This window comes from Flavobacterium succinicans, assembly GCF_001662485.1.
In the GTDB taxonomy this organism is placed as follows: domain Bacteria; phylum Bacteroidota; class Bacteroidia; order Flavobacteriales; family Flavobacteriaceae; genus Flavobacterium; species Flavobacterium succinicans_A.
Genome location: NZ_JMTM01000035.1, coordinates 157,230 through 179,029, shown reverse-complemented (window position 1 = coordinate 179,029; position 21,800 = coordinate 157,230). Strand labels below are relative to the sequence as shown.

The following is a 21,800-nucleotide window of genomic DNA, read 5'->3' as shown; positions in this document are numbered from 1 at the left end:
GTTTAAATAAATAAAACTTTTTTTGAATTGTATATTTTTTGTAGAGGTTCTTTTTAAACTATCACGTTGTAGTTACAGTAATTTTAGAATTCAATACAAAACCAAAATGTTATGAAATCTAAACTAGTATTAATTGCATTCATTTTGCTGGCCTCTTTAGGGTATGCACAAACGAATGAAATCATTGGAAAGGTAATCGATGCCAAAACCGGAACCTCACTTCCGGGAGTAAACGTGAGGGTAAAAAATGGTTCGCAATCTGTGTCGACCGACTTTGATGGCGGCTTTAAATTAGCCAAAGTAGCTGAAAATGCTGTGCTGCTCTTTAGTTATGTAGGGTATAAAGATACTCAGCTCACAGTTAAAGGGAATCAAAATCTAACCATAAAAATGGAAGAAGAATCCAGTGCTTTAAAAGAAGTAGTGGTGATTGGTTACGGTAGCCAAAAGAAAAGGGAGGTAACGGGAGCTGTTTCGGTTCTAGATGCCAAAGCTTTGGATGTTATCAAGCCAGTAAAAGTAGAACAAGCACTTCAAGGAACAGTTTCTGGTGTAAATGTTACGACTCAGTCGGGTTCACCGGGTGCAGCTTTAGACATCCGAATTCGTGGAATTGCCACTAATGGTGAAAATAGACCTACCACTATTATTGATGGTTATGTTGGAGAATTAGGACTGCTCAATCCTAATGATATCGAAACGATCACTGTTTTGAAAGATGCACAAGCGGCTATCTACGGAACCATTGGTGCTAATGGCGTGATTTTGATCACTACTAAATCAGGAAAAAAGAACGCCAAAACAAAAATAAATTTCAACACTTATGTAGGTTTTCAAGAAACTACAAGAACTTTGCCTACGTTAAATGCTACAGAATATGCTTTGTTATTGAACGAAAGTTATGCTAATGGCGGTCAAACTATTCCTTATCCAAATGTTTCAGGTTTAGGGAAAGGAACCAATTGGCAGAAAGAAGTATTCAGCACTGGAGTTCCTATCATTAATCATGATATTTCAATTTCAGGTGGATCTGATAAAGTAACTTATGCTGTAAGTGGTTCGCATTTGGATCAAGAAGGGATTGTTGGCACTGATAAATCGGGATTTTTAAGAAACACGGCAAGAGTGTCTTTAGGTGCGGATTTGAGTGATAAATTGAAATTAAAAACCAATGTTATCTATACTTATTTTAATAGAAAAACATTAAATGAAAACGGATTGGGTTCTGTCTTGTTTAATGCTTTGAATGCTCCAGCTACTCTAAATCCGTATGATACAAATGGTAACTATACTTTAGTACCAAGTACAACTGGTTTAGGGACTGAAATCATTAACCCACTAGCTCAAATAGACAATACTTATAACGATTATAATTATAAGAAATTGAACGGTAATTTCGGATTAGATTATAAACTGTTTGATGGTTTTGTGCTTTCAAGTACCATTGGTTTTAATACTTCTAATAGTGAATCCAAAATTTTCGCCAAACAAGTAAATTATGGAGGAAAAGTTTTTGATGTACAACGCAGCTCTGTTACTCAAGGAACGGTGAATGACAACAATTACTCTTTCGATATTTTTGGAACTTACACCAAAAAAATTGGAGAAAACCACAGTTTTGTGGGCACTATTGGAAACACCATTTTCAAAGAATGGGGCAATGGACTTTATGCCACAGGTTATGACGTGCCAAATAATTCTTGGGACTTTGCCGACATCTCATTGACCACTGGTACATTAGATGCTAAAACTAACAGTTCTTATGTTTATGACGAAAGAAGGCTGTCTTACTTTGGAAGATTGCAATACGATTTTAAAGGAAGATACTTACTATCGGCCATGTTACGACGTGATGCTTCAACAAAATTTGGACCCAACAACCGAGTAGGATATTTTCCTTCATTCACAGCCGGTTGGATTGTTTCAGATGAACCTTTTTATGGAGAATCCAAGACGCTTAATTTTATGAAGCTAAGAGCAAGTTATGGTACTTTGGGTAATGACCAAATTCCAAACAATGGGTATGTTGGCCTATTAGGTGGCGAAGCAACTTATGTGTTTAACGGCGCATTGGTAAACGGAACGGCAGTGGGACAAACCCCAAATCCTGATTTGAAATGGGAAGAAGCTAGAAAATTTGATGTTGGTTTAGATCTGAAATTGTTCAACAACAAAGTATCTATAGTGACAGATTATTTCATCGATACTCGTAAAGACTTATTAATACCAAACATCCCTGTTTCGGGTATTAATGGCATTGCAGCTCCAGGAGCTGGTGCGCCAACCTTGAACGCAGGTACCGTTCGCAATTCAGGAGTTGAATTTTCGATAGACTATAAAAATACTTTTGATAATGATTTTTCATTGAGTTTAGGGTATAATGTGACGTTTTTGAAAAACAAAGTTTTGGCTGTTGATAATGGAACTGGATTTATTGAAGGTGGATCTTTCGGGGTAGGACAACCTGCGCCATCAAGAATGGAAGTAGGGAAACCAATTGGATATTTCTTTGGTTACAAAACAGATGGAATTTTTCAAAACCAAGCCGAAGTCGATGCGCACCCTTCTCAAATTGCTTTAGGAGCTAATGCGGCCCCAGGCGATATTCGATATGTTGATACCAATGGCGACGGCATTATAAATGCCAATGATAGAACTAATATTGGCGATCCAATTCCAACAGCTACAATGGGTTTCAATATGCAAATGAATTATAAGAATTTAGATTTTGCTATTTACACCTTTGCTTCGGTGGGGAATGATATGGTTCGTAATTATGAAAGAACCTTGTCCGATGCCAACCGCTTAAATTATGTTTTAGATCGATGGACAGGCGAAGGTTCTACCAACGCAACCCCAAGAGTAACTACAGGCGCTACTTCAAATAGTGTATTCTCGGATTATTTTGTAGAAGATGCTTCTTATATCCGAATTCAAAATGTTCAATTAGGATACACTTTAAGTCCAACCGTTTCTGAAAAAATTGGAATTTCAAAATTCAGAATTTATACCGGTGTAAACAATTTGTACACCTTCACTAAATACAAAGGATACGATCCAGGAGCGTCGAATGGAGCGCCAATTGGAGGTGGAATTGATTATGGATTTTATCCTGTTCCAAGAACCTATTTGTTTGGACTAAACATTAATTTTTAATTGCAATTACAATGAAAAAGTATCTTTTTTTAACGATAGCAACTGTATTTGTAACTACACTTACAGTTACCTCATGCTCGGATGATTTTGTAGATCGTTCGCCTGCTTATTCTATAGACTCGGAAAATTATTTTAACTCTAAAGATGATTATGATAAAGCGCTAGTAGCCGCTTATGATTTGTTACAATCATCTTATGTTAATGTTTTATTGGGTGAAATCGCCTCGGATAATACGCTAGCTGGCGGAGAAAGTCCAACCGATGTGATAGGTTTCCAACAAGTAGATGATATGATTCATACGCCTGTAAATAGCAATTTACGTGATTTATGGAATTGGATGTTTGCAGGTGTTCAAAGAGCCAATTATATTTTGGAATTCAAAGACAAAACGGATTTTTCAGGTAAAAATCAGGTTATTGCCGAAGCTCGTTTTTTACGTGCTTACTATCAATTCGAATTGGTAAAATGGTTTGGCGGTATCCCGATGAAAGGGGATGCTCGTTTCAAAATTGGTGATGAAAAAACCATCAAAAGAGCCAGCATTCAAGAAGTGTATGCTTCTATTGAAGCGGATTTGATTTATGCTTCGGCTAATTTGGCCGCAGTTCCTTCTCAAAAAGGTCGTGCTACCAAAGGAGCAGCTTTAGCCTTACTTGGAAAAGCGTATCTGTATCAAAACAAATTCACTCAAGCAGCGAGTACTTTAGAAAGTGTGATTACCTCTAATACGTATTCATTGGTTACGGATTATAACTCCATCTTTGAAGAAGCTGGTGAAAACAACGCCGAATCTGTTTTTGAAGTACAATATACAGATGTTGAAGGCGCTGGATTTGGATGTTTACAATGTAGCGAAGGAAATGTAGCCGTTGGTTTTAATGGCATTAGAAACTATTCAGGTAGTGTTTTTTCTTCTGGATTTAGTTTTAATGTACCTACTAAAGAAGCGGCTAGTGCTTTCGAAATTGGTGACCGTAGAAAAGATGTAGCTATTCTAGACATTGAGGCATGGGCAGCTAGCACGAGCGCTACTTTTGGTAAAGGAAACGAACACACAGGATATTTCAACAGAAAATATTTACCAAGAAAAAGAAGTGCCAATGCAGCTGGAGATTTGAATTTGACGAATCCTAACAACTACAGAGCCATTCGTTACGCCGATGTACTTTTAATGGCTGCCGAAGCCAATAGTCGTGGCGGAATTGATGATACTAAAGCAAGATTGTATCTGAATCAAGTGCGTCGTCGTGCTTTTGGCGATACCAATCATGATATTTCTGCTTCTGGAGCTGCTTTGACAGATTTTATTTTGGCAGAGCGAAGAGTGGAACTTTTGGGAGAAGGACACCGTTTCTTCGACCTAGTTAGAACGGGTAAAGCAGCTGGGAAAATTCCAGGTTTTACTGCTAATAAAAACGAATTATTCCCTTTACCTATTGAAGAAATTCAATTTTCAAACGGAAATTGGCAACAAAACCCTGGATACTAAAACATAAAAACGATGAAAAAAATAGTATATATACTAAGCATGTTAGCGCTTATTTTAGGAGTAAGCTGCTCTAACGAAAATGACCTTATAGATGTGAGTAGTGTCGCTGCTCCTAGTAATATAGCTGCTTTAACAACAGTTACACAAGATAATACTGGAAAAGTTACTTTCTTGCCAAAAGGAGAAGGGGTTACTCGTTATGAAATTTTTTATGGTGATGGGACAACTACTCCAGGATACGTTTCTCCAGGGGGTACTGTAGATCATGTTTATAAAGAAGGAGTTTATGATGCCAAAATTGTTGGTACAACCATAGATGGGAAAAGAACAGAAGTGATCCAAAAAGTAGTAGTGGCCTTTAGAGCACCAGAAAATCTTGTGGTTACTATAGAAAATGATTTGACGGTTTCTAAAAAAGTTACAGTAAAAGCAACTGCCGATTTCGCATTGTTTTATGACGTATATTTTGGAGAAGCTGGAAAACCAGATCCAATTTCGGTGAATAACGGAGAATCGATTTCGTATACCTATCAAGCTGCGGGAGTTTATAAAATTCGTGTGGTTTCTAAAAGTGCAGCTGTAAAAACTACAGAATATTCAACAGATTTTAAAGTCACAGTTGTAAATAGACCCAATGCCTCGGCACCTACACCACCAAGCAGACAAGCCTCTGATGTGATTTCGCTTTACGGATCAAAATATACTAACGTGGCTGGAACTAATTTCTTCCCAGATTGGGGGCAAGCAGGTCAGGGTAGTAGTTGGGCTGAATTTGATTTGAATGGCGATAAAATGCTAAATTATATCAATTTGAGTTACCAAGGAATTGCTCTAGCTGATGGAACATCGATCAACGTATCAGGAATGGAATTCATTCACATGGATGTATGGACAGCAGATTTGGCTAAAATTGAAACCTCATTGATCAGTAAAACCAATGGAGAAAAACCAGTGGTTAAAGATCTTGTAGCCAATCAATGGACAAGTATTGATATTCCAATTTCAGCCTTTACTAGTCAGGGATTGACAGTAGCCGATATTTTTCAATTGAAATTTGTTGGAACGCCATGGGCTAAAGGCTCAGTGTTTATAGACAATATTTATTTCTATAAATCGCCATCAGCATTATTACAATTTCCGATTGATTTTGAATCGACTTCATTAACTTACGCATGGACTGGTTTTGGCGGAATGGAAGATAAAGCGACTGTAATCGCAAATCCAAATCCTTCTGGTAGCAATGTTTCGAGCAAAGTGCTAAAAATGGAAAAACCATCTGGTGCACAAACCTGGGCAGGTGCAACACTACTTTTAGATACAAAAATTGATTTCTCAAAAGGAACAAAAATGAAAATTACCGTTTGGTCACCTAAAGTAGGAGCACAAATTCTTTTCAAAATGGAAGACAAATCCAATTCAGGAATTAATTTCGAAGTTCCTGCAACTACTACAGTTGCTAATGCTTGGGAAGTGTTAACTTTCGATTTGGCAGGAAAATATGACGCTTCAAAGACCTATAATCTAATAGCTTTATTTCCTGATTTTGGTGTAGCTGGTGCGGGAGCTACGTATTACCTTGACGACATCAAACAATCCAACTAAAATTATTCAAAAAATGAAAAATATATTAAAATATATAACAGCGACTTTTTTCCTCCTTATGATGGTCAATTGTCAAAACGATAATGTAGAGTTCGGCTCTTTGGATACGCCTACCAACTTAGTCGTAACGTTTGATATCGTTGGTAAGACTGTACAGGCTCCTAATGGAGATGGATCAGGTAAAGTGAAATTTACGGCAAAAGCCGATAATGCCATCAGCTATAAATTTGTTTTTGGTGATGGACTTTCAGAAGTATCTCCTTCGGGTGTTACGGAACATGGTTTCGCAGCAGTTGGAGTGAATACTTACAATGTTACCGTTATCGCTAATGGTAAGGGAGGCGTTAGTTCTTCAACTGTAGTAGAAGTTAAAGTATTCAGTAATTTCAATGACCTAAAATCTACTAACTTCCTAACAGGAGGAACAGCTGCTGGAAAAAAATGGTATATAGCAGCAAATGAAGTAGCTCATTTAGGAGTTGGTCCAAATAGTACTAATAACGATGAAAATTATTATCCAAAGTGGTATCAAGCTGCTGCTTTTGAAAAGGCGTCTACTTGTTTCTATGACGGAGAATATACTTTTGCTTTGGTTAATGGTAAAATTGAGTTCAAACAGGATAATAAAGGGAACACTTTTTTTCAAAACTCATACAAAAGTGTAGGTGGTGGAACCAATGGTGGAGATGACCAATGTTTACCATTTAATACCGCTGGAACTAAGATTGTTTCATTGGCACCATCTACTTCTGTGATTTCCAAAAACCCAAATGTTGCTTCAAAAATAACTGGCACGGTTTTGAATTTTTCTGATGGGGGATTCATGGGGTATTATGTAGGAACTACACAGTACGAAATTCTTTCTATAACAGATAATAGAATGACCGTTCGTTTTGTACAAGCCAACAATACTGATTTGGCCTGGTACCAAACTTTTACAACTACTAAGCCTAGTCAAGCACCTACAGACGATTTTACTAAATTAGTATTCTCCGATGAGTTCAACGCAGATGGAGCTCCAGACGCAACCAAATGGGGGTATGATTTAGGTGCTGGCGGCTGGGGTAATAATGAAGCTCAAACCTATACTAATAGTGCGACAAATGCTGTTGTACAAGGAGGTGTGCTTAAAATCACAGCTAAAAAAGAAGGTTCTAGTTACACATCAGCCCGTTTGAAATCCGAGGATAAGTATGCCTTTAAGTATGGTAAAATTGAATTCAAAGCTAAATTGCCAGCAGGTGCAGGAACTTGGCCTGCAGTATGGTCTTTAGGAGCAGATTACAAAACAAACACTTGGCCAGCTTGTGGAGAAATCGATTTTATGGAACATAGAGGAAATTCTCCAAATGTGATTCATGGTTCTTTACATTTCCCAGGTAATTCTGGAGGTAATGCGAACACAAATACTACAACAATTGCCAATGCTACAACAGAATTTCATGTGTATAAAACAATTTGGACAGCAACTTCGATAAAGTTTTATGTAGATGATAAATTATTTCATTCATTTGCAAATAGTAATTCTGTTCCTTTCAATAAAGACTTTTTCTTAATACTAAATGTTGCCATGGGCGGAACTTTTGGAGGAACAATTGATCCTGCTTTCACGCAAGCAACTATGGAAGTGGATTACATTAGAGTATACCAATAATTAAAAAATTAATTCCAATAGAAGATTGATGCATTATCAATCTTCTATTTTTTTAACAGCGCGCTTATGATACTAGCAAACAAAAAACAACTTGTAATGGCATTACTTATTGCAGGTTTGCATCTCGGTTCTATGACTGCCCAAACTAAACCTGTTTACACCGCAGTTAGCTTGGATAAAAAAGTTACTTCTTTATTGAAGAAAATGACTTTGGAGGAAAAAGTTGGACAGTTAAACCAATACAATGGTTTTTGGGATGTTACTGGTCCTTCACCAAAAGAAGGACAAGCCGCTAAGAAATACGAAGATTTAAAGAAAGGTTTAGTAGGTTCGATGCTCAATGTAAAAGGAGCAAAGGATGTTCGAACGCTACAAAAAATTGCCGTAGAACAAACCCGATTGGGTATTCCTTTGCTATTTGGTTTTGACGTAATTCACGGCTATAAGACCATTAGTCCAATTCCGTTGGCCGAATCGGCAAGTTGGGACTTACAAGCCATTCAGCAATCGGCAGCTATGGCTGCTGAAGAGGCTGGAGCAGTGGGAATCAATTGGACGTTTGCACCAATGGTAGATATATCTCGAGATGCACGTTGGGGTAGAGTAATGGAAGGTGCTGGCGAAGATACCTATTTGGGAAGCTTGATCGCAAAGGCTAGAGTGCTTGGTTTTCAAGGTGATTTAAGTACTAATAAAAACATTTTAGCTTGTGCTAAACATTTTGCAGGCTACGGTTTTTCCGAAGCAGGCAGAGACTATAACACGGTAGATATTGGTGAGTCTACTTTACAAAATATCGTTTTTCCTCCTTTCAAGGCCGCAGTCGATGCTGGTGTGAGAACCTTTATGAACTCTTTCAACGAATTGGATGGAATTCCTGCAACGGGTAATACTTATTTGCAAAGAAAAATTCTAAAGGGTGATTGGGGATTTCAAGGTTTTGTGGTGTCTGATTGGGGATCAATTATGGAAATGCAAGTGCATGGCTACGCAAAAGATTTAAAACATGCTGCCGAATTGGCTATCAATGCAGGATCGGATATGGATATGGAATCTAGTGCTTATGTAGAGCATTTGGTACAACTTGTTCGCGAAGGAAAAGTAAAAGAAAGTACCATCGATGAAGCTGTAAAACGTATTTTGAGAACCAAATATGTTTTAGGATTATTTGATAATCCTTATAAATATTGCAACGAGGAATATGAAAAAGCTACTGTTGGTAAACCAGAATTTCATCAGCAGGTTTTAGAAATGGCCAAAAAATCAATTGTATTATTAAAGAACAAAGATGAGATTTTGCCACTTAAGAAATCAGGACAAAAAATAGCGTTAATCGGAGCACTCGCGGCTGATAAAACAAGTCCATTGGGTAGTTGGCGACTTGCAGCCGATGACAATACTGCTGTTTCTGTTTTAGAGGGATTACAAGCCTACAAAGACAATCAATTGACCTATGCCAAAGGCGCTGATGTAGCTTTGGGAGAACCTAAATTTGTTTTTGAAACCAAAATCAATACTACAGATAAAAGTGGTTTTGAGGAAGCAATTAGAGTAGCCAAAAATGCCGATGTTGTGATAATGGTGCTTGGAGAACATGGATTGCAATCTGGAGAAGGGCGTAGTAGAACTGACATTGGTTTACCTGGTGTGCAACAAGAATTGCTTGAGGCGGTTCATGCCGTAAATCCAAAGATTGTTTTAGTGCTAAATAATGGTCGTCCGTTGGCTTTGCCTTGGGCTGACGAACATATTCCAGCAATTGTTGAGGCTTGGCAATTAGGAACACAAAGCGGAAACGCAATCGCTCAAGTTTTGTATGGCGATTACAATCCAAGTGGAAAATTACCCATGACCTTTCCTAGAAATGTAGCCCAAGTTCCTATTTATTATAATCATAAAAATACAGGAAGACCAGCCGCAAACGAACCAGAAAGTGTTTTTTGGTCGCATTATATCGATGAAAAACACACGCCTCTTTATCCGTTTGGCTACGGATTGAGTTATACCAAATTTGACTATTCAGATTTGAAGTTGTCATCTTCTTCATTTAAAACAAATGGTAAAATTGAAGTTTCAATTACAGTTACCAATTCTGGAAAAGTTGCTGGAAAAGAAGTAGTTCAAATGTATATTAGGGATTTATTTGCTAGTGTAACTCGACCAGTTTTAGAATTGAAAGGATTCGAAATGATAGAATTACAGCCCAATGAATCTAAAAAAGTAGTTTTTACCATTGATGAAAAAACAATTGAATTCTATACAGCCAATTCGAAATGGGAAGCTGAAGCTGGCGATTTTAAAGTATTTGTTGGCGGAAGTTCAGCTCAAACGGTACAAGCAGATTTTCAATTTAATAATTAAATAATAATAGTAGTTGGTTTAACTTGTATTTTGTTTTCATTACTGCTGCAAGATGAATCAATTTTTAATGGTGTTTTTTTTACTTCGAACGTATACTCTCCTGAGAGGATACCTGAAAAAATTGAAATACAAGTTTAAATCAACGCTTCAAAGTAATAAAAGTTCTCTTTTGAGAGTCAGTAAGTAAAAATTAAATTTTCAGGGATGAAAAAGTATATAGTCCTAATAGTAGGAGTGGTAAGTTGCAGTTTTGCTCAACAAAAGCAACGAAAATTAGTTTGGGAGGAGAACTTTAGCGGAAAGACGCTAGACCCAAAAGTTTGGAATATAGAAGTTGGCGACGGCTGTCCGAATTGCGGTTGGGGAAATAACGAACGACAATTGTATACGGATTCGAATCACTTTTTAGAGAAGGGAAATTTGGTCATCAAAGCCAAAAAAGAAGATGGTAAATATACTTCAACTCGAATCAATACCAAAAACAAAAAAGAATTCCAATACGGGCGATTTGAGATCAGAGCCAAGTTACCTGTAGCTAATGGTTTGTGGCCTGCCTTCTGGATGTTAGGTTCTAATTTCAAAGAAGTAGGATGGCCAAAATGTGGAGAAATTGATATTTTAGAGTATATAGGCCGCGAACCACATGTTTTATTCAATTCATTGCACACACAAGACAGTCACGGAAACACCATAAACACCAAGAAAACAACTGTTCCCGATATAGAAAAAGGTTATCATTTGTACGCCATCGATTGGGATAAGGACAAGATTTCTTTTTATGTAGACAATCAATTGACTTACACTTTTCAACCTAAAGAAAAAAACGAAAACACTTGGCCATACAATCAACCGTTTTATTTCTTAGCCAATTTGGCGATTGGTGGTAATTTTGGCGGACAAATTGTAGACGATGCGGCTCTACCAGACTATTTTTATATTGATTATATCAAAGTATATCAATAAATATTTTTTTAAACGAATAACTTTTACTCCAAAAACAGTGATATCTAAGAACGAAGAATGAGGGAAGCCTGATCTTTTTATTAAGATTTCAGGCTTTTTTCTTATATTTATTTAATGATAATTCTTAATTTTTGTATTTTTTATTTGTTTATTAAGATAATTATTTGTTAAATTTGTTCATTAACTAACCAAAACCAATAAAGCCTATAGTTTAAAACTACTTTTTAGAGAATTTCCCCAAATTTAAAACTAAACTAAAAGGTAAGACTATGGCTAATAATCAATTCACCGACGCGTATTTAGTTCAAGAGTATGTTTCTGGTAACGAAAAAGCACTAGAACTATTAATCAAACGCCATGAATCCAAAATTTTTGGATTCATATATTCCAAAATTCCAGATCGCGATGTAGCGAATGATATTTTTCAAGATACATTCATCAAAGTAATCCGAACGTTAAAATCTACTTCTTATAATGAAGAAGGTAAATTTTTGCCATGGGTGATGCGCATTGCGCACAATCTAATTATTGACCATTTTAGAAAAAACAAAAAAATGCCACTTTATAGAGAAACTGAAGAATTTTCAATTTTCTCAATAATGTCAGATGATTCTTTGACTGTCGAAAACCAATTGATTGCCGCTCAAGTCGAAATCGACCTTCGTCGCATCATCCACGAATTACCCGATGATCAAAAAGAAGTGTTGATGATGCGTATGTATCAAGATATGAGTTTTAAAGAAATCTCTGAAATTACAGGAGTTAGTATCAATACAGCGTTGGGAAGAATGCGTTATGCGTTGCTTAATTTGAGAAAAGTTATCGACAAACATCAAATTATTTTAACGAATTGACACTAAACAGTAAATTTTGCCGTTGTCTTATGATATCAAGCTTATCATTAACTATATTTAAATTACATGGCCAAAATTTACTCTAAAAAAAATGCATTTTCAAAAGAATTAAAACCCAAAAAAGAAGTAGTTTCTTTTCTTTTAAATTATTCCAAAGCCTTAGCTGTCTTAAAAACAAAGACCAATAGTTTTGAAATTATAGCCAATTAGGCATTGCATTAGACAATTTTAGTATTTCACTAAAAGAATAAGCCCAAAATCAAGCTGGATTTTGGGCTTTTTTTGCCTTACATGTAATGACAAACTTTACTTTCCTTTATAATAAGCTTCAATAACAGATTTTCGACCAATGGTTTTGGTAATACTATCTTTCTCCAAATCCCAACCTCTCGCAGGCGAATATTCTCTGCCATACCAAATAATTTGCAGATGCAAGTCATTCCAAAGCGCCTCAGGAAACAAGCGCTTGGCATCCTTCTCGGTCTGAACTACATTCTTTCCATTGCTCAGATTCCATCGGTACATCAAGCGGTGAATGTGCGTGTCTACCGGAAATGCAGGTACGCCAAAAGCTTGCGACATCACCACACTAGCCGTTTTGTGCCCTACAGCTGGCAATTCCTCTAGCGCTTCAAAACTCTGTGGCACCTCACCGTTATATTTTTCAATTAAAATCTCAGACAAACCATAAATTCCCTTCGATTTCATAGGCGATAAACCACAAGGTCGAATGATGTCCTGAATCTCTTCTACCGATAATTTCACCATATCATACGGATTATCTGCTTTAGCAAACAGCAGCGGTGTAATTTGGTTCACCCGAACATCTGTGCATTGCGCCGAGAGCAAAACAGCAACCAATAAAGTGTACGGATCCTTGTGATCTAAGGGAATCGGAATCGTTGGGTATAATTCTTTTAACGTATTTATAACAAATGTTACGCGCTCCTGTTTGGTCATTTTACTACTTTTATAAAAGGTAAAAATAGCCTATTTTTTATAATGTGCCTAATCCAGCTGTACGTTGCAAGTCCTCCTTCGAAACTGTATTTTTCTAAGATAAAAAAGGAGCTTCCGTTGGTCGCTCTTTTTTATCAAGAAAAAACAACAGTTTTTCAGTCCGGGCTTTCCACTACCATCTGGGGCATAACGCGTTCCTCTAACGATTACGAATAACTAAAACACCATAAACCATACACCAAAAATCAGAAGACAGATGGCAGAAAGTAGAAACCATAAACAACAACCTTAAACTTTAAACCTTAAACTTTAAACCTTAAACTTTAAACCTTAAACTTTAAATCATTAACATCAAAATATGACCACATTACAAAAAGGAGATCAAGCTCCATCATTTACAGGAATCGATCAAGACGGAAAAACACACCAATTAGCAGATTATGCCGGAAAGAAACTAGTCGTTTTTTTCTATCCAAAAGCCAGTACGCCAGGTTGCACTGCCGAGGCTTGTGATTTAAGAGACAATTACGCTCGATTTGAAGCACAAAACTATGCTTTGTTAGGTGTTAGTGCTGATAGCGCCAAAGCACAAACCAAATTCAGAGACAAATACGAATTTCCATTTCCATTATTGGCAGACGAAGATAAATCTGTTATTCAGGCTTTTGGCGTATGGGGGCCCAAAAAGTTTATGGGAAAAGAATACGATGGCATTCACCGAACCACTTTTGTTATCGATGAAAAAGGAATCATCGAGGAAGTAATCACCGATGTAAAAACAAAAGTACACGCTTCACAGATTTTGAAGTAATTATCTATTCAATAAAATAATACAAAAGCCAAGTCCGAAAACTTGGCTTTTATTGTTTCTTATGCTTGTAATACTTTTTCGGGATCATATCCAAATAAGCGTTGTTTTTTGATGATTTCTGCCACACCAGAAGGTAACATAGGTTCCCAACCAGGTTTTCCTTGACTAATCATTTTAAGTACTTCTCTAGAGAACACTTCTAAGATGGTTGGGTCGTAGTCTGTGATATCTACTACTTTTCCGTTGAATTTAAAGAATTTATACAATTCTTTCATTCTTGGATGTACTTTAAGATTTTCTGAATTAATTATTTCTTTTTCTTCACCAAGCATCGGATACAAGAAAACTTTCATATCTCGGTAAAATAATTTACCAAAAGCTTCTAGAATACCTCCACTCAAATGGCGGTAATATTTCTCGTCGAAGATGTCAATCAAGTTGTTTACTCCTAGGGCTAATCCCATTCGAGCTTTGGTGTAATTGGCAAAATATTCTACGACTTTGTAATATTCTTGGAAATTAGAAATCATTACAGTTTGTCCCAAAGAACATAATAATTCGGCTCTGTCCATGAAATCTCTCTCGTCAATTTCACCGTCGGAACGCAAATTTGATAAGGTAATTTCAAAAATAACTTGGGTATTTTCTTTCTCTACTTTGTTTTCTTCTAAGAACATTTTTATAGAGGTTTCATACATGTCCATATTTACTTTGGTAACCGGACGGAAGCTACCTCTAAAAGCTAGAATGTTCTTTTTGTATAAAATGGCTGCTGGTAAGATGTTTTTTCCTTCTGGATTGAACATCACCGCATCGGTCATTCCGTTTTTTACCAATTGTAAACTCATTAATCGGTTGTCAACTTCAGCAAATCGTGGTCCCGAAAAGTTAATGGTGTCAATCTCTAATTGATCTTTATCTAGGTGATCGTACAAATAGCGTAATAATTTCTTAGGGTCGTTATATTTATAAAAAGCGCCATAAATTAAATTTACCCCAAGAATACCTAAAGTTTCTTGTTGTAAACGCGAATCGGTTTCTTTAAAACGAATGTGGATAATGATTTCGTTATATGCCTCTGAGGGATCCAATTGATATCGAATACCTACCCAGCCGTGACCTTTGAATTGCTTTGCAAAATCAATAGTCGCCACAGTATTAGCATAACTAAAGAATAATTTGTTGGGATGTTTTACTCTACTCAAACGTTCTTCAATCAACTCTCCTTCAAAAGTCAACATCTTTTTGAGACGACTTTCAGTTACATATCGTCCATCTTCTTCGATTCCGTATACAGCATCACTAAAATCTTTATCATAAGCCGACATTGCTTTTGCAATGGTTCCTGAAGAACCGCCTGCTCTAAAAAAATGTCTTACCGTTTCTTGTCCTGCACCAATTTCAGCAAATGTTCCGTAAATATTTTCGTTGAGATTTATTCGAAGGGCTTTATCCTTTATGGATGGAATTTGTTCAATGACTTTGTCTCCCTTAAGTTTGATTTTTTTTGTATCCATTTCGAATCTAAATAGTGGTGTTTGGTGGCAAAGTTAATTAATTCGATTTCGAAATGAATCATAAATAATTCTATTTTTGTAAAAAAATAACACTCTTTTGAACATCTATTTTTTAGGCACTGGCACTTCTCAAGGAATTCCAATCATTGGGAGCACCCATCCTGTTTGTAAAAGCACTGATTATAAGGATAAAAGGCTTCGGGTTTCTTTGTGGATATCATGGGAAGATCATTCCTACGTTATCGATTGCGGCCCCGACTTTAGACAGCAAATGTTGGCATCGGATTGTCAAAAAGTAGACGGGATTTTATTCACACATGAGCATTCGGATCATACGGCTGGTTTAGACGATATTCGTCCGTTTAATTTCAGACAAGGCGAAATGCCGATCTATGCGCATGAACGAGTAATCGAAAATTTAAAAAAACGTTTTGATTATGTTTTCGAAACCGAAAACAGATACCCAGGCGCTCCTTCGGTAAAAACGATTGAGGTGATTAATAATGTACCTTTTGTTTTGGCGGATAAAACTGTCACTCCAATTAATGCCTTGCATGGTGATTTGCAGGTTTTTGGATATAGAATTGATAATTTTGCGTATTTGACAGATGTGAAAACGGTAGCGCCAGAAGAAGTAGAAAAATTGAAAAATCTAGACGTTTTGGTCTTGAATGCTTTGCGTATAGATCCACACAACACACATTTTAACCTCCAAGAAGCACTCGATTTTATTGCTTTGGTTAAACCTAAAAAAACATATCTGACGCATATTAGTCATTTATTGGGTTTTCATGAAGAGGTACAAAAACAATTGCCAGAAAATGTCTTTTTGGCCTACGATAATTTAACTATTACCCTTTAATATTTTATTTAAAAAATGAAAAAATCACTCCTCCTTTATGGTTTTATATTGGCTGTTTTGTTCAATATCTATACGTATATGTTTTTGAGTAAAGAAGTAAAATTCGAGCAAGAAAAATTTACTAAAGTCACCACAAAACTTAGAGATAGTATAAAAAAAGTGGAACTGAAATTAGATGATGCCAATTACTTTTCATTGGCAAAAAATGAAAATGCGCAAAATTATTTTGAAGCGACCAACCCAGATAAAACGATTTTAATAGAAAAATTAATTCCTGTTGTCACCGAAAAATTATTAGATTTCAATAATAATCCAAAAGGAAATCCTTATACAGGACAAGACCCAATTGGTCCTAATAAATTTGTAATCAATAAAGTCAGAATTTTGAATCACCGATGGATTATTGCTGATTTTAGCGATGGCGAATATTGGGGAGAAGTCCTTATAAAATACTTCGTTAATACTGATGAAAGTATTTCATTTGAAGTCAATCAGTCGCTATTGTATCAAAAATAATTGCTATACTCCTAATAGATGAATATAACTGCCACGATTGAAAGAGTATCCTTGAATGACACTGTTGAAATAAGTGATTTGATTATAAATAATGCTTCACTTTATTTAAGATCACATTATTCTGATGCACAATGGAGTATATTCAAGAGTTATTATTCAATAGAGACTATTCGACAAAAAATCCAAAAGCAGCAAATGTTTTGTGCTAAACTAGGTTCTGTAATAGTGGGAACAATTGCTTTAGATCAGGATTATATTGTAGGTTTCTACACTCATGTTGCTTATGTTAATAAAGGAATTGGATCGAAGTTGTTGAGGTATATCGAAAACGAAGCACAACAAATCGGGCATCCTGAAATTTATTTGGCCTCCTCGCCAGTTGGACTTGATTTTTACCTAAAATTTGGCTGGCAGATAGTAGAAGAACTAGAAATTGATTATTTGGGAGTCCCTTTTGTAGAAACGATAATGAAAAAGCGGCTTTAAATGTTGTGTTAAAGCCGCTTTTTTTGGTACTTGAAAGTTAGGCTATTCGTTTATTTCAACCAATTTTTGAAGTCATAAAAATTTTGTGGCGAGACACCATGCCCGATCGGATATTCTTTATAAGTGATAGGAATGCCTAATTTTTCCATAAATGGAGTTGTTTTTCTAGCCCATTCTACAGGTATCACTTGATCTACTGTACCATGAGAGGCAAAAATACGCAACGAATGTAGGTTGTTTTTTAAATAATCTTCAGCAATGATATCAGGATTCAAATAGCCGCTCATTGCTACTATTTGTTTTATCTTTTCGGGATATGAAAGTGCCACAGCATAACTCAGAATGGCTCCTTGGCTAAAACCAATGAGTGTTACTTCTTCTTTGTTGATAGGATAATTTTGTGCTAGCTCGTCGATAAATGCTGCAATGCGATCACGAGATTCTCGCGCTTGATCATTATCCGAAAATTTGTTTTGATCGGCATCAAAATTAATCGCATACCACGCATAACTTCCGTATTGTAAATCATAAGGTGCTCGAGCAGAAATGATATAGTAATGGTCGGGCAATTCTGGTGCAAAAGAGAATAAATCTGCTTCATTACTACCGTAACCGTGTAGTAAAATCAATACTGGATTTTCTGCTAAAACAACTTTAGGTTCTCTTATTTTGTATTCTAAGGATAAATTCATGAAATGTATTTGAAGTATGTTATTCTATGTTTTTAAAAATCTTTTGAAATTGTTCTCCCAAAATCGGTATAAGTTTGGCTTCACCTTGCAATGCTGCTACAAAGCCATAAATCCAAAGGATAAAATAAAAAACATAAAAGGCAGACGATATCATCCAGCTATCAAAATAGCCAATGAAATAGCCAATTAAAAAGAAAGAAACAAAAATGCCTAGCGCTTGACGAATATGGAAAGCGGCAAAAGAATCTTTCTTTTCGGAGTTCATAAAAATGGCGATAATGGCGCCAATAATAGTAATGTAACTTACAATGGCGATATTTTTTCCGTTGTCTGATGTGTTCATTATTGTGGTGATTTAGAATAATTATTGGTTCAAAATCATTTGATTCTGATTGATACAACCATACACTTTTCCTTGTAATTTTTGCCCAAGAAAAGCGGAGTTTTTAGATTTTGATAGTATGCTTTCTTTGGTGAAAATACTTTCCCCTTCGGTAGTAAAAAGAGTCAAATTGGCTGGTTCTCCTTCGTTGATGGAGTGAGTCGGAATTCCAAAAGTTGTTTTTCCAGCGGTTAATTTTTCGATGATTACCGTTGTTGGTAAAACAGTAGATAAAGCTCCAAAAGCACTTTCTAGTCCAATAGTACCGTTTTTAGCCCCGTCAAATTCCATTTTCTTGTGTTCAATGTCAATTGGATTGTGATCAGTTGTAATCATATCAATAGTTCCGTCAAGAACTGCTTCTAGTAACGCTTTTCTGTCCGATTCGCTTCTTAGTGGTGGTGTTACTTTATATCGAGTATCAAAACCATCGAGTTGGTCTTCGTTTAGAACAAGGTGGTGTACACTCACGCTACAGCTTACTTGTAAACCTTTGGCTTTCGCCTCTTTTAGTAACGCAACTGATTTTTGAGTAGAAACGGTTGGAATGTGTAATTTACCTCCTGTGTATTCTAATAAAAATAAGTTTCTAGCTATTTGTAATTCTTCCGCTAGCGCAGGAATACCTTTTAATCCTAATCTTGTTGATGCTAAGCCTTCGTTGGCCACACCGTTTCCTTTAATTTTTTCGTCTTGCGCAAAAGCGATTACGAGTCCATCAAAATCTTGCACATATTGTAAAGCGATTTTTAATAAGTTAGCATTGTCCAAACTTTTAGTGTAGTCGCCAAAGGCAATTGCGCCTGCTTTTTTCATATCAAAAAGCTCTGCCATGTCTTTACCTTCGCTACCTACTGTCAGTGCTCCAATTGGATAGAGTTGCGTTAAGGCATCTTTTGCTTTGTTTAGCACAAAGTTAATTTGCCCTTGATTATCAATAATTGGATAAGAATTAGGTTGTAACGCAATGGCAGTGAATCCACTTTTTGCGGCAACATTTAGTCCGTTACTAATGGTTTCTCTATCTTCAAAACCAGGTTCTCCAAAGGAAACGCTGCTGTCAAACCATCCCGAAGAAACGTGTAATTGTGGCAATTGGATTTCTTGGGCGTCATCTGTTGGGAGTCCAACTCCTATTTTTTTGATGGTTCCGTCATGGATTAAAATATCCATGTTTTTGTTGTGAAAAGGACTTTTAGAATCGATGATTGTAGCTGCTCTAAGGAGAATTTTCATGGGTGTAGAAGATAAGTTTTTTTAAACTTTGTTATTTTACAAATCGGATGATGGCCATTTCTGCAAGCAAAAATGCAAGGGCAAAGATAAGAAACCATTTCCAAAGTTGTTGATCTGTTCTGTTGGTTTGTAATGTATTGAAAACGTTTTTAATGCTCTCAATAGTTTCGAAATTCGAGGCCAAATTTGTATTGACCTGACTCAAATCGCTTTCGGTTCGTGCGTAATTGAAAGAGAGGTTTTCGATGCTTTTTTCTTTATTAAAAATGGTATAATTTCCTGATTTTTTCGGAAGATCTGCAAAAGTTAGTTTTACTTTATTGTCGAGCATTTGTTGGATGGGAATGAACTGTTCTTCTTTTCCTTTTACAGTTAGCACAGCTTCTTTGGTTAATGTAGTATTGACCCAAAAAGGAGAATTGTTGCCAATAGTTGCGGCATAGAGCAAAGCGTTTTTATTATGTACTCCCATTTTGTAAAACACAGGAACAATAAGAGGTGATTGTTGAAAGTTGCTGTTTTTTGTAGTAAGAGGGGCCGAGAAAACGAAAACTGCTCCAACAGATTTTGGTATGGAAGTCAGAAAAGCAGTTTGATCTTCGTATGAAAGAATGCTTGGATAAGCACTTTTGATTATCAATGATTTCTCGACTTTTGGATATTGAAAGTTAGTGATTTTACTTTCGAAAACGCCACTAAAGAGGGGATGTTCAAAATTGATTTTAGTGATTTGTTTGGCGTTGTTTTCAGGAGCTATAAACTGAATATTTCCTAGGTTTTTTAGAAAGGAATTGGTTGTTGTTATTGAAGTGTTTTCTGATGGAATAATAACTAAATTCCCGCCTTTGTTGACAAAAGCTTGTAAGGTCGTTTGCAAGGCTTGTGGGATTTCTGGAATTTCGTTGAGTAGGATGGTCGCCTGTTTTTCGATAGTGTTGTAATCCAATGCGCGCAATTCAGAATTGCTGTAATTGAATTCATCTTTTGTGAAAATTCGAGATAAAAAGCTGCTTTTTGTGCTTTCGCCAATACTTAAAATGTTGATTTTTTCGTTTTTGGTGATGCTAAAATAATAGTCATTATCATAAGTCAACCTTTTGTCGTTTATCGTGGCATAACCATGAAACTCTTGTTTTGGGATGGTAAAATTTACGGTTTTCTTTTTTGTATCTAGCTTTACCATTGTTTTTGCAATCAGTTTATTTTGATTGTAAAGCGCAATTGGCATAGGTTCAAAATCATCTCCAAAACCTTTGATGGATACCGTTATCTCATAAAAATTATCGAGTGTTTGACTAATAAAGACACTATCGATTGCGGCGTTGTTTTTTTGTTCGGCTTCAGGTTTTATGAAATAGATCATTTCTTGTGCACCCGTTTTTTGTGCTGATTTTTGTTGTACTCCAACAGCATCTGATAGGATTACAATGTCTTTTTTGAAGGGAGATTTGCGGGTGTTTATTTTGGCTAATTGGGCGTCTATTTCAAAAGGTGTAGCGGAATAATTTAGATTTTGCAGTTCTCTTTGAATGGATTTAATATCGGTGTTCCAAAAAGCTTGATCGTTGGTTAAAAGCGAAAAGGTACTGTTTTCGGGTGTTTCTTCTAGCAGTTCTTGTACGGCTCTTTTGAGCAGTTCGCCGCGATTGCCTTTGGCTTGCATACTGAAGGAATTGTCGAGAATAATGTACAATTCGTTGTTGGCATTTTTGTGGTCTTTGGCTTCGAAAAAAGGTTGTGCAAAAGCAATAATTAAACCAGTAAGTAGCAACAAACGTGTGGCTAATAATAGTCTTTTTTTGATTTTGGAGCTTTTTCGGGACTCGATGGTCAGTTTTTTTAAAAAACGGACATTGGTAAAGTATTCTGTTTTGAATTTTCTTAATTGGAATAAATGTACCAAAAGGGGTAGTAGTAAAAAGAATAAAAAGTATAGAATTTCGGGGTGTTTGAAGTGCATTCTATGATTGGTTTACTTTATGATTTGATTTGTTTTTTCTTTTTTTGGTGTTTCCTGAAAAAGCCATTTGCTACTCTCTAGCCCCGATCGCAGTGGCATCCTTTTTTTTATAGCTGGCAGGTTTGAAAAAACCTGATGGCTGTAAAAAAAAGATATAACGGAGAGCGGGACGATGCAGGCAAGAACTCTTTTTGTTGCGGCTCCTAAATATAATTAAAGAACACGGCTCGATGGTTCAAAAATACGAATTTGTACCTATGATTGTTAGTTGATGTTTGGTTTTTTCAAAAAGGGGTTA

General features: G+C 36.1%; 18 protein-coding genes. 12 read left to right on the top strand and 6 right to left on the bottom strand.

Going from position 1 to position 21,800, the window contains the following annotated elements; translation table 11 throughout:
• Positions 1 to 111: 111 nt before the first annotated feature.
• From FLB_RS06320 to FLB_RS14365, 8 genes are all read left to right on the top strand, one after another.
• On the top strand, positions 112 to 3,156 hold the full coding sequence (locus FLB_RS06320) for a SusC/RagA family TonB-linked outer membrane protein (protein ID WP_064715109.1): 3,045 nt from the start codon (positions 112 to 114) through the stop codon (positions 3,154 to 3,156).
• 11 nt (positions 3,157 to 3,167) lie between these two features.
• Positions 3,168 to 4,646, top strand: a complete 1,479-nt coding sequence (locus FLB_RS06315; protein WP_064715108.1) for a RagB/SusD family nutrient uptake outer membrane protein — start codon at positions 3,168 to 3,170, stop codon at positions 4,644 to 4,646.
• Between the two features lie 12 nt (positions 4,647 to 4,658).
• Positions 4,659 to 6,248, top strand: a complete 1,590-nt coding sequence (locus FLB_RS06310) for a hypothetical protein (protein WP_064715107.1) — start codon at positions 4,659 to 4,661, stop codon at positions 6,246 to 6,248.
• A gap of 13 nt (positions 6,249 to 6,261) precedes the next feature.
• Positions 6,262 to 7,902, top strand: coding sequence for a family 16 glycosylhydrolase (locus FLB_RS06305; RefSeq protein ID WP_064715285.1), 1,641 nt, complete (start codon positions 6,262 to 6,264; stop codon positions 7,900 to 7,902).
• A 132-nt stretch (positions 7,903 to 8,034) separates the two neighbouring features.
• Positions 8,035 to 10,263 (top strand): beta-glucosidase BglX, encoded by a 2,229-nt coding sequence (gene bglX, locus FLB_RS06300; RefSeq protein WP_231891058.1) that lies wholly within the window; start codon positions 8,035 to 8,037, stop codon positions 10,261 to 10,263.
• Between the two features lie 204 nt (positions 10,264 to 10,467).
• Positions 10,468 to 11,226, top strand: coding sequence for a family 16 glycosylhydrolase (locus FLB_RS06295; RefSeq protein ID WP_064715106.1), 759 nt, complete (start codon positions 10,468 to 10,470; stop codon positions 11,224 to 11,226).
• A 269-nt stretch (positions 11,227 to 11,495) separates the two neighbouring features.
• Positions 11,496 to 12,080 (top strand): RNA polymerase sigma factor, encoded by a 585-nt coding sequence (locus FLB_RS06290; protein ID WP_064715105.1) that lies wholly within the window; start codon positions 11,496 to 11,498, stop codon positions 12,078 to 12,080.
• 66 nt (positions 12,081 to 12,146) lie between these two features.
• The gene (locus tag FLB_RS14365; RefSeq protein WP_197488941.1) at positions 12,147 to 12,290 is read left to right on the top strand and encodes a hypothetical protein; all 144 of its coding nucleotides are present in this window, start codon (positions 12,147 to 12,149) and stop codon (positions 12,288 to 12,290) included.
• Between the two features lie 96 nt (positions 12,291 to 12,386).
• On the opposite strand, the gene FLB_RS06285 is transcribed toward FLB_RS14365, so the two are convergent.
• Positions 12,387 to 13,040 (bottom strand): endonuclease III domain-containing protein, encoded by a 654-nt coding sequence (locus FLB_RS06285; RefSeq protein ID WP_064715104.1) that lies wholly within the window; start codon positions 13,038 to 13,040, stop codon positions 12,387 to 12,389.
• A 358-nt stretch (positions 13,041 to 13,398) separates the two neighbouring features.
• Here FLB_RS06285 and bcp point away from each other — a divergent pair, with 358 nt between their 5' ends.
• Entirely contained in the window at positions 13,399 to 13,851 is a 453-nt protein-coding gene (gene bcp, locus FLB_RS06280) for a thioredoxin-dependent thiol peroxidase (RefSeq protein WP_064715103.1), read from the top strand.
• 59 nt (positions 13,852 to 13,910) lie between these two features.
• Here the strand turns inward: bcp and FLB_RS06275 are convergent, their stop codons facing one another.
• Positions 13,911 to 15,368 (bottom strand): TonB-dependent receptor, encoded by a 1,458-nt coding sequence (locus FLB_RS06275; RefSeq protein WP_064715102.1) that lies wholly within the window; start codon positions 15,366 to 15,368, stop codon positions 13,911 to 13,913.
• Positions 15,369 to 15,465: 97 nt separating this feature from the next.
• On the opposite strand from FLB_RS06275, the gene FLB_RS06270 reads away from it, so the two are divergent.
• From FLB_RS06270 to FLB_RS06260, 3 genes are read left to right on the top strand one after another with little or no spacing between them, the layout of a single operon-like run.
• Positions 15,466 to 16,230, top strand: a complete 765-nt coding sequence (locus tag FLB_RS06270) for an MBL fold metallo-hydrolase (RefSeq protein WP_064715101.1) — start codon at positions 15,466 to 15,468, stop codon at positions 16,228 to 16,230.
• Between the two features lie 15 nt (positions 16,231 to 16,245).
• Entirely contained in the window at positions 16,246 to 16,746 is a 501-nt protein-coding gene (locus FLB_RS06265; RefSeq protein ID WP_064715100.1) for a hypothetical protein, read from the top strand.
• Between the two features lie 18 nt (positions 16,747 to 16,764).
• On the top strand, positions 16,765 to 17,232 hold the full coding sequence (locus FLB_RS06260; RefSeq protein WP_064715099.1) for a GNAT family N-acetyltransferase: 468 nt from the start codon (positions 16,765 to 16,767) through the stop codon (positions 17,230 to 17,232).
• A gap of 50 nt (positions 17,233 to 17,282) precedes the next feature.
• Here the strand turns inward: FLB_RS06260 and FLB_RS06255 are convergent, their stop codons facing one another.
• Genes FLB_RS06255 through FLB_RS06240 form a run of 4 tightly spaced genes read right to left on the bottom strand, consistent with a single transcriptional unit; the run spans position 17,283 to position 21,502 of the window.
• On the bottom strand, positions 17,283 to 17,924 hold the full coding sequence (locus FLB_RS06255) for an alpha/beta hydrolase (protein WP_064715098.1): 642 nt from the start codon (positions 17,922 to 17,924) through the stop codon (positions 17,283 to 17,285).
• A gap of 19 nt (positions 17,925 to 17,943) precedes the next feature.
• On the bottom strand, positions 17,944 to 18,267 hold the full coding sequence (locus FLB_RS06250; protein ID WP_064715097.1) for a hypothetical protein: 324 nt from the start codon (positions 18,265 to 18,267) through the stop codon (positions 17,944 to 17,946).
• A 21-nt stretch (positions 18,268 to 18,288) separates the two neighbouring features.
• Positions 18,289 to 19,542 carry a dihydroorotase gene (locus tag FLB_RS06245; RefSeq protein WP_064715096.1) on the bottom strand — a complete coding sequence of 418 codons (1,254 nt, stop codon included), beginning with the start codon at positions 19,540 to 19,542 and terminating at the stop codon, positions 18,289 to 18,291.
• Between the two features lie 31 nt (positions 19,543 to 19,573).
• Positions 19,574 to 21,502 carry a BatA domain-containing protein gene (locus tag FLB_RS06240; protein WP_064715095.1) on the bottom strand — a complete coding sequence of 643 codons (1,929 nt, stop codon included), beginning with the start codon at positions 21,500 to 21,502 and terminating at the stop codon, positions 19,574 to 19,576.
• Positions 21,503 to 21,800: the final 298 nt, after the last annotated feature.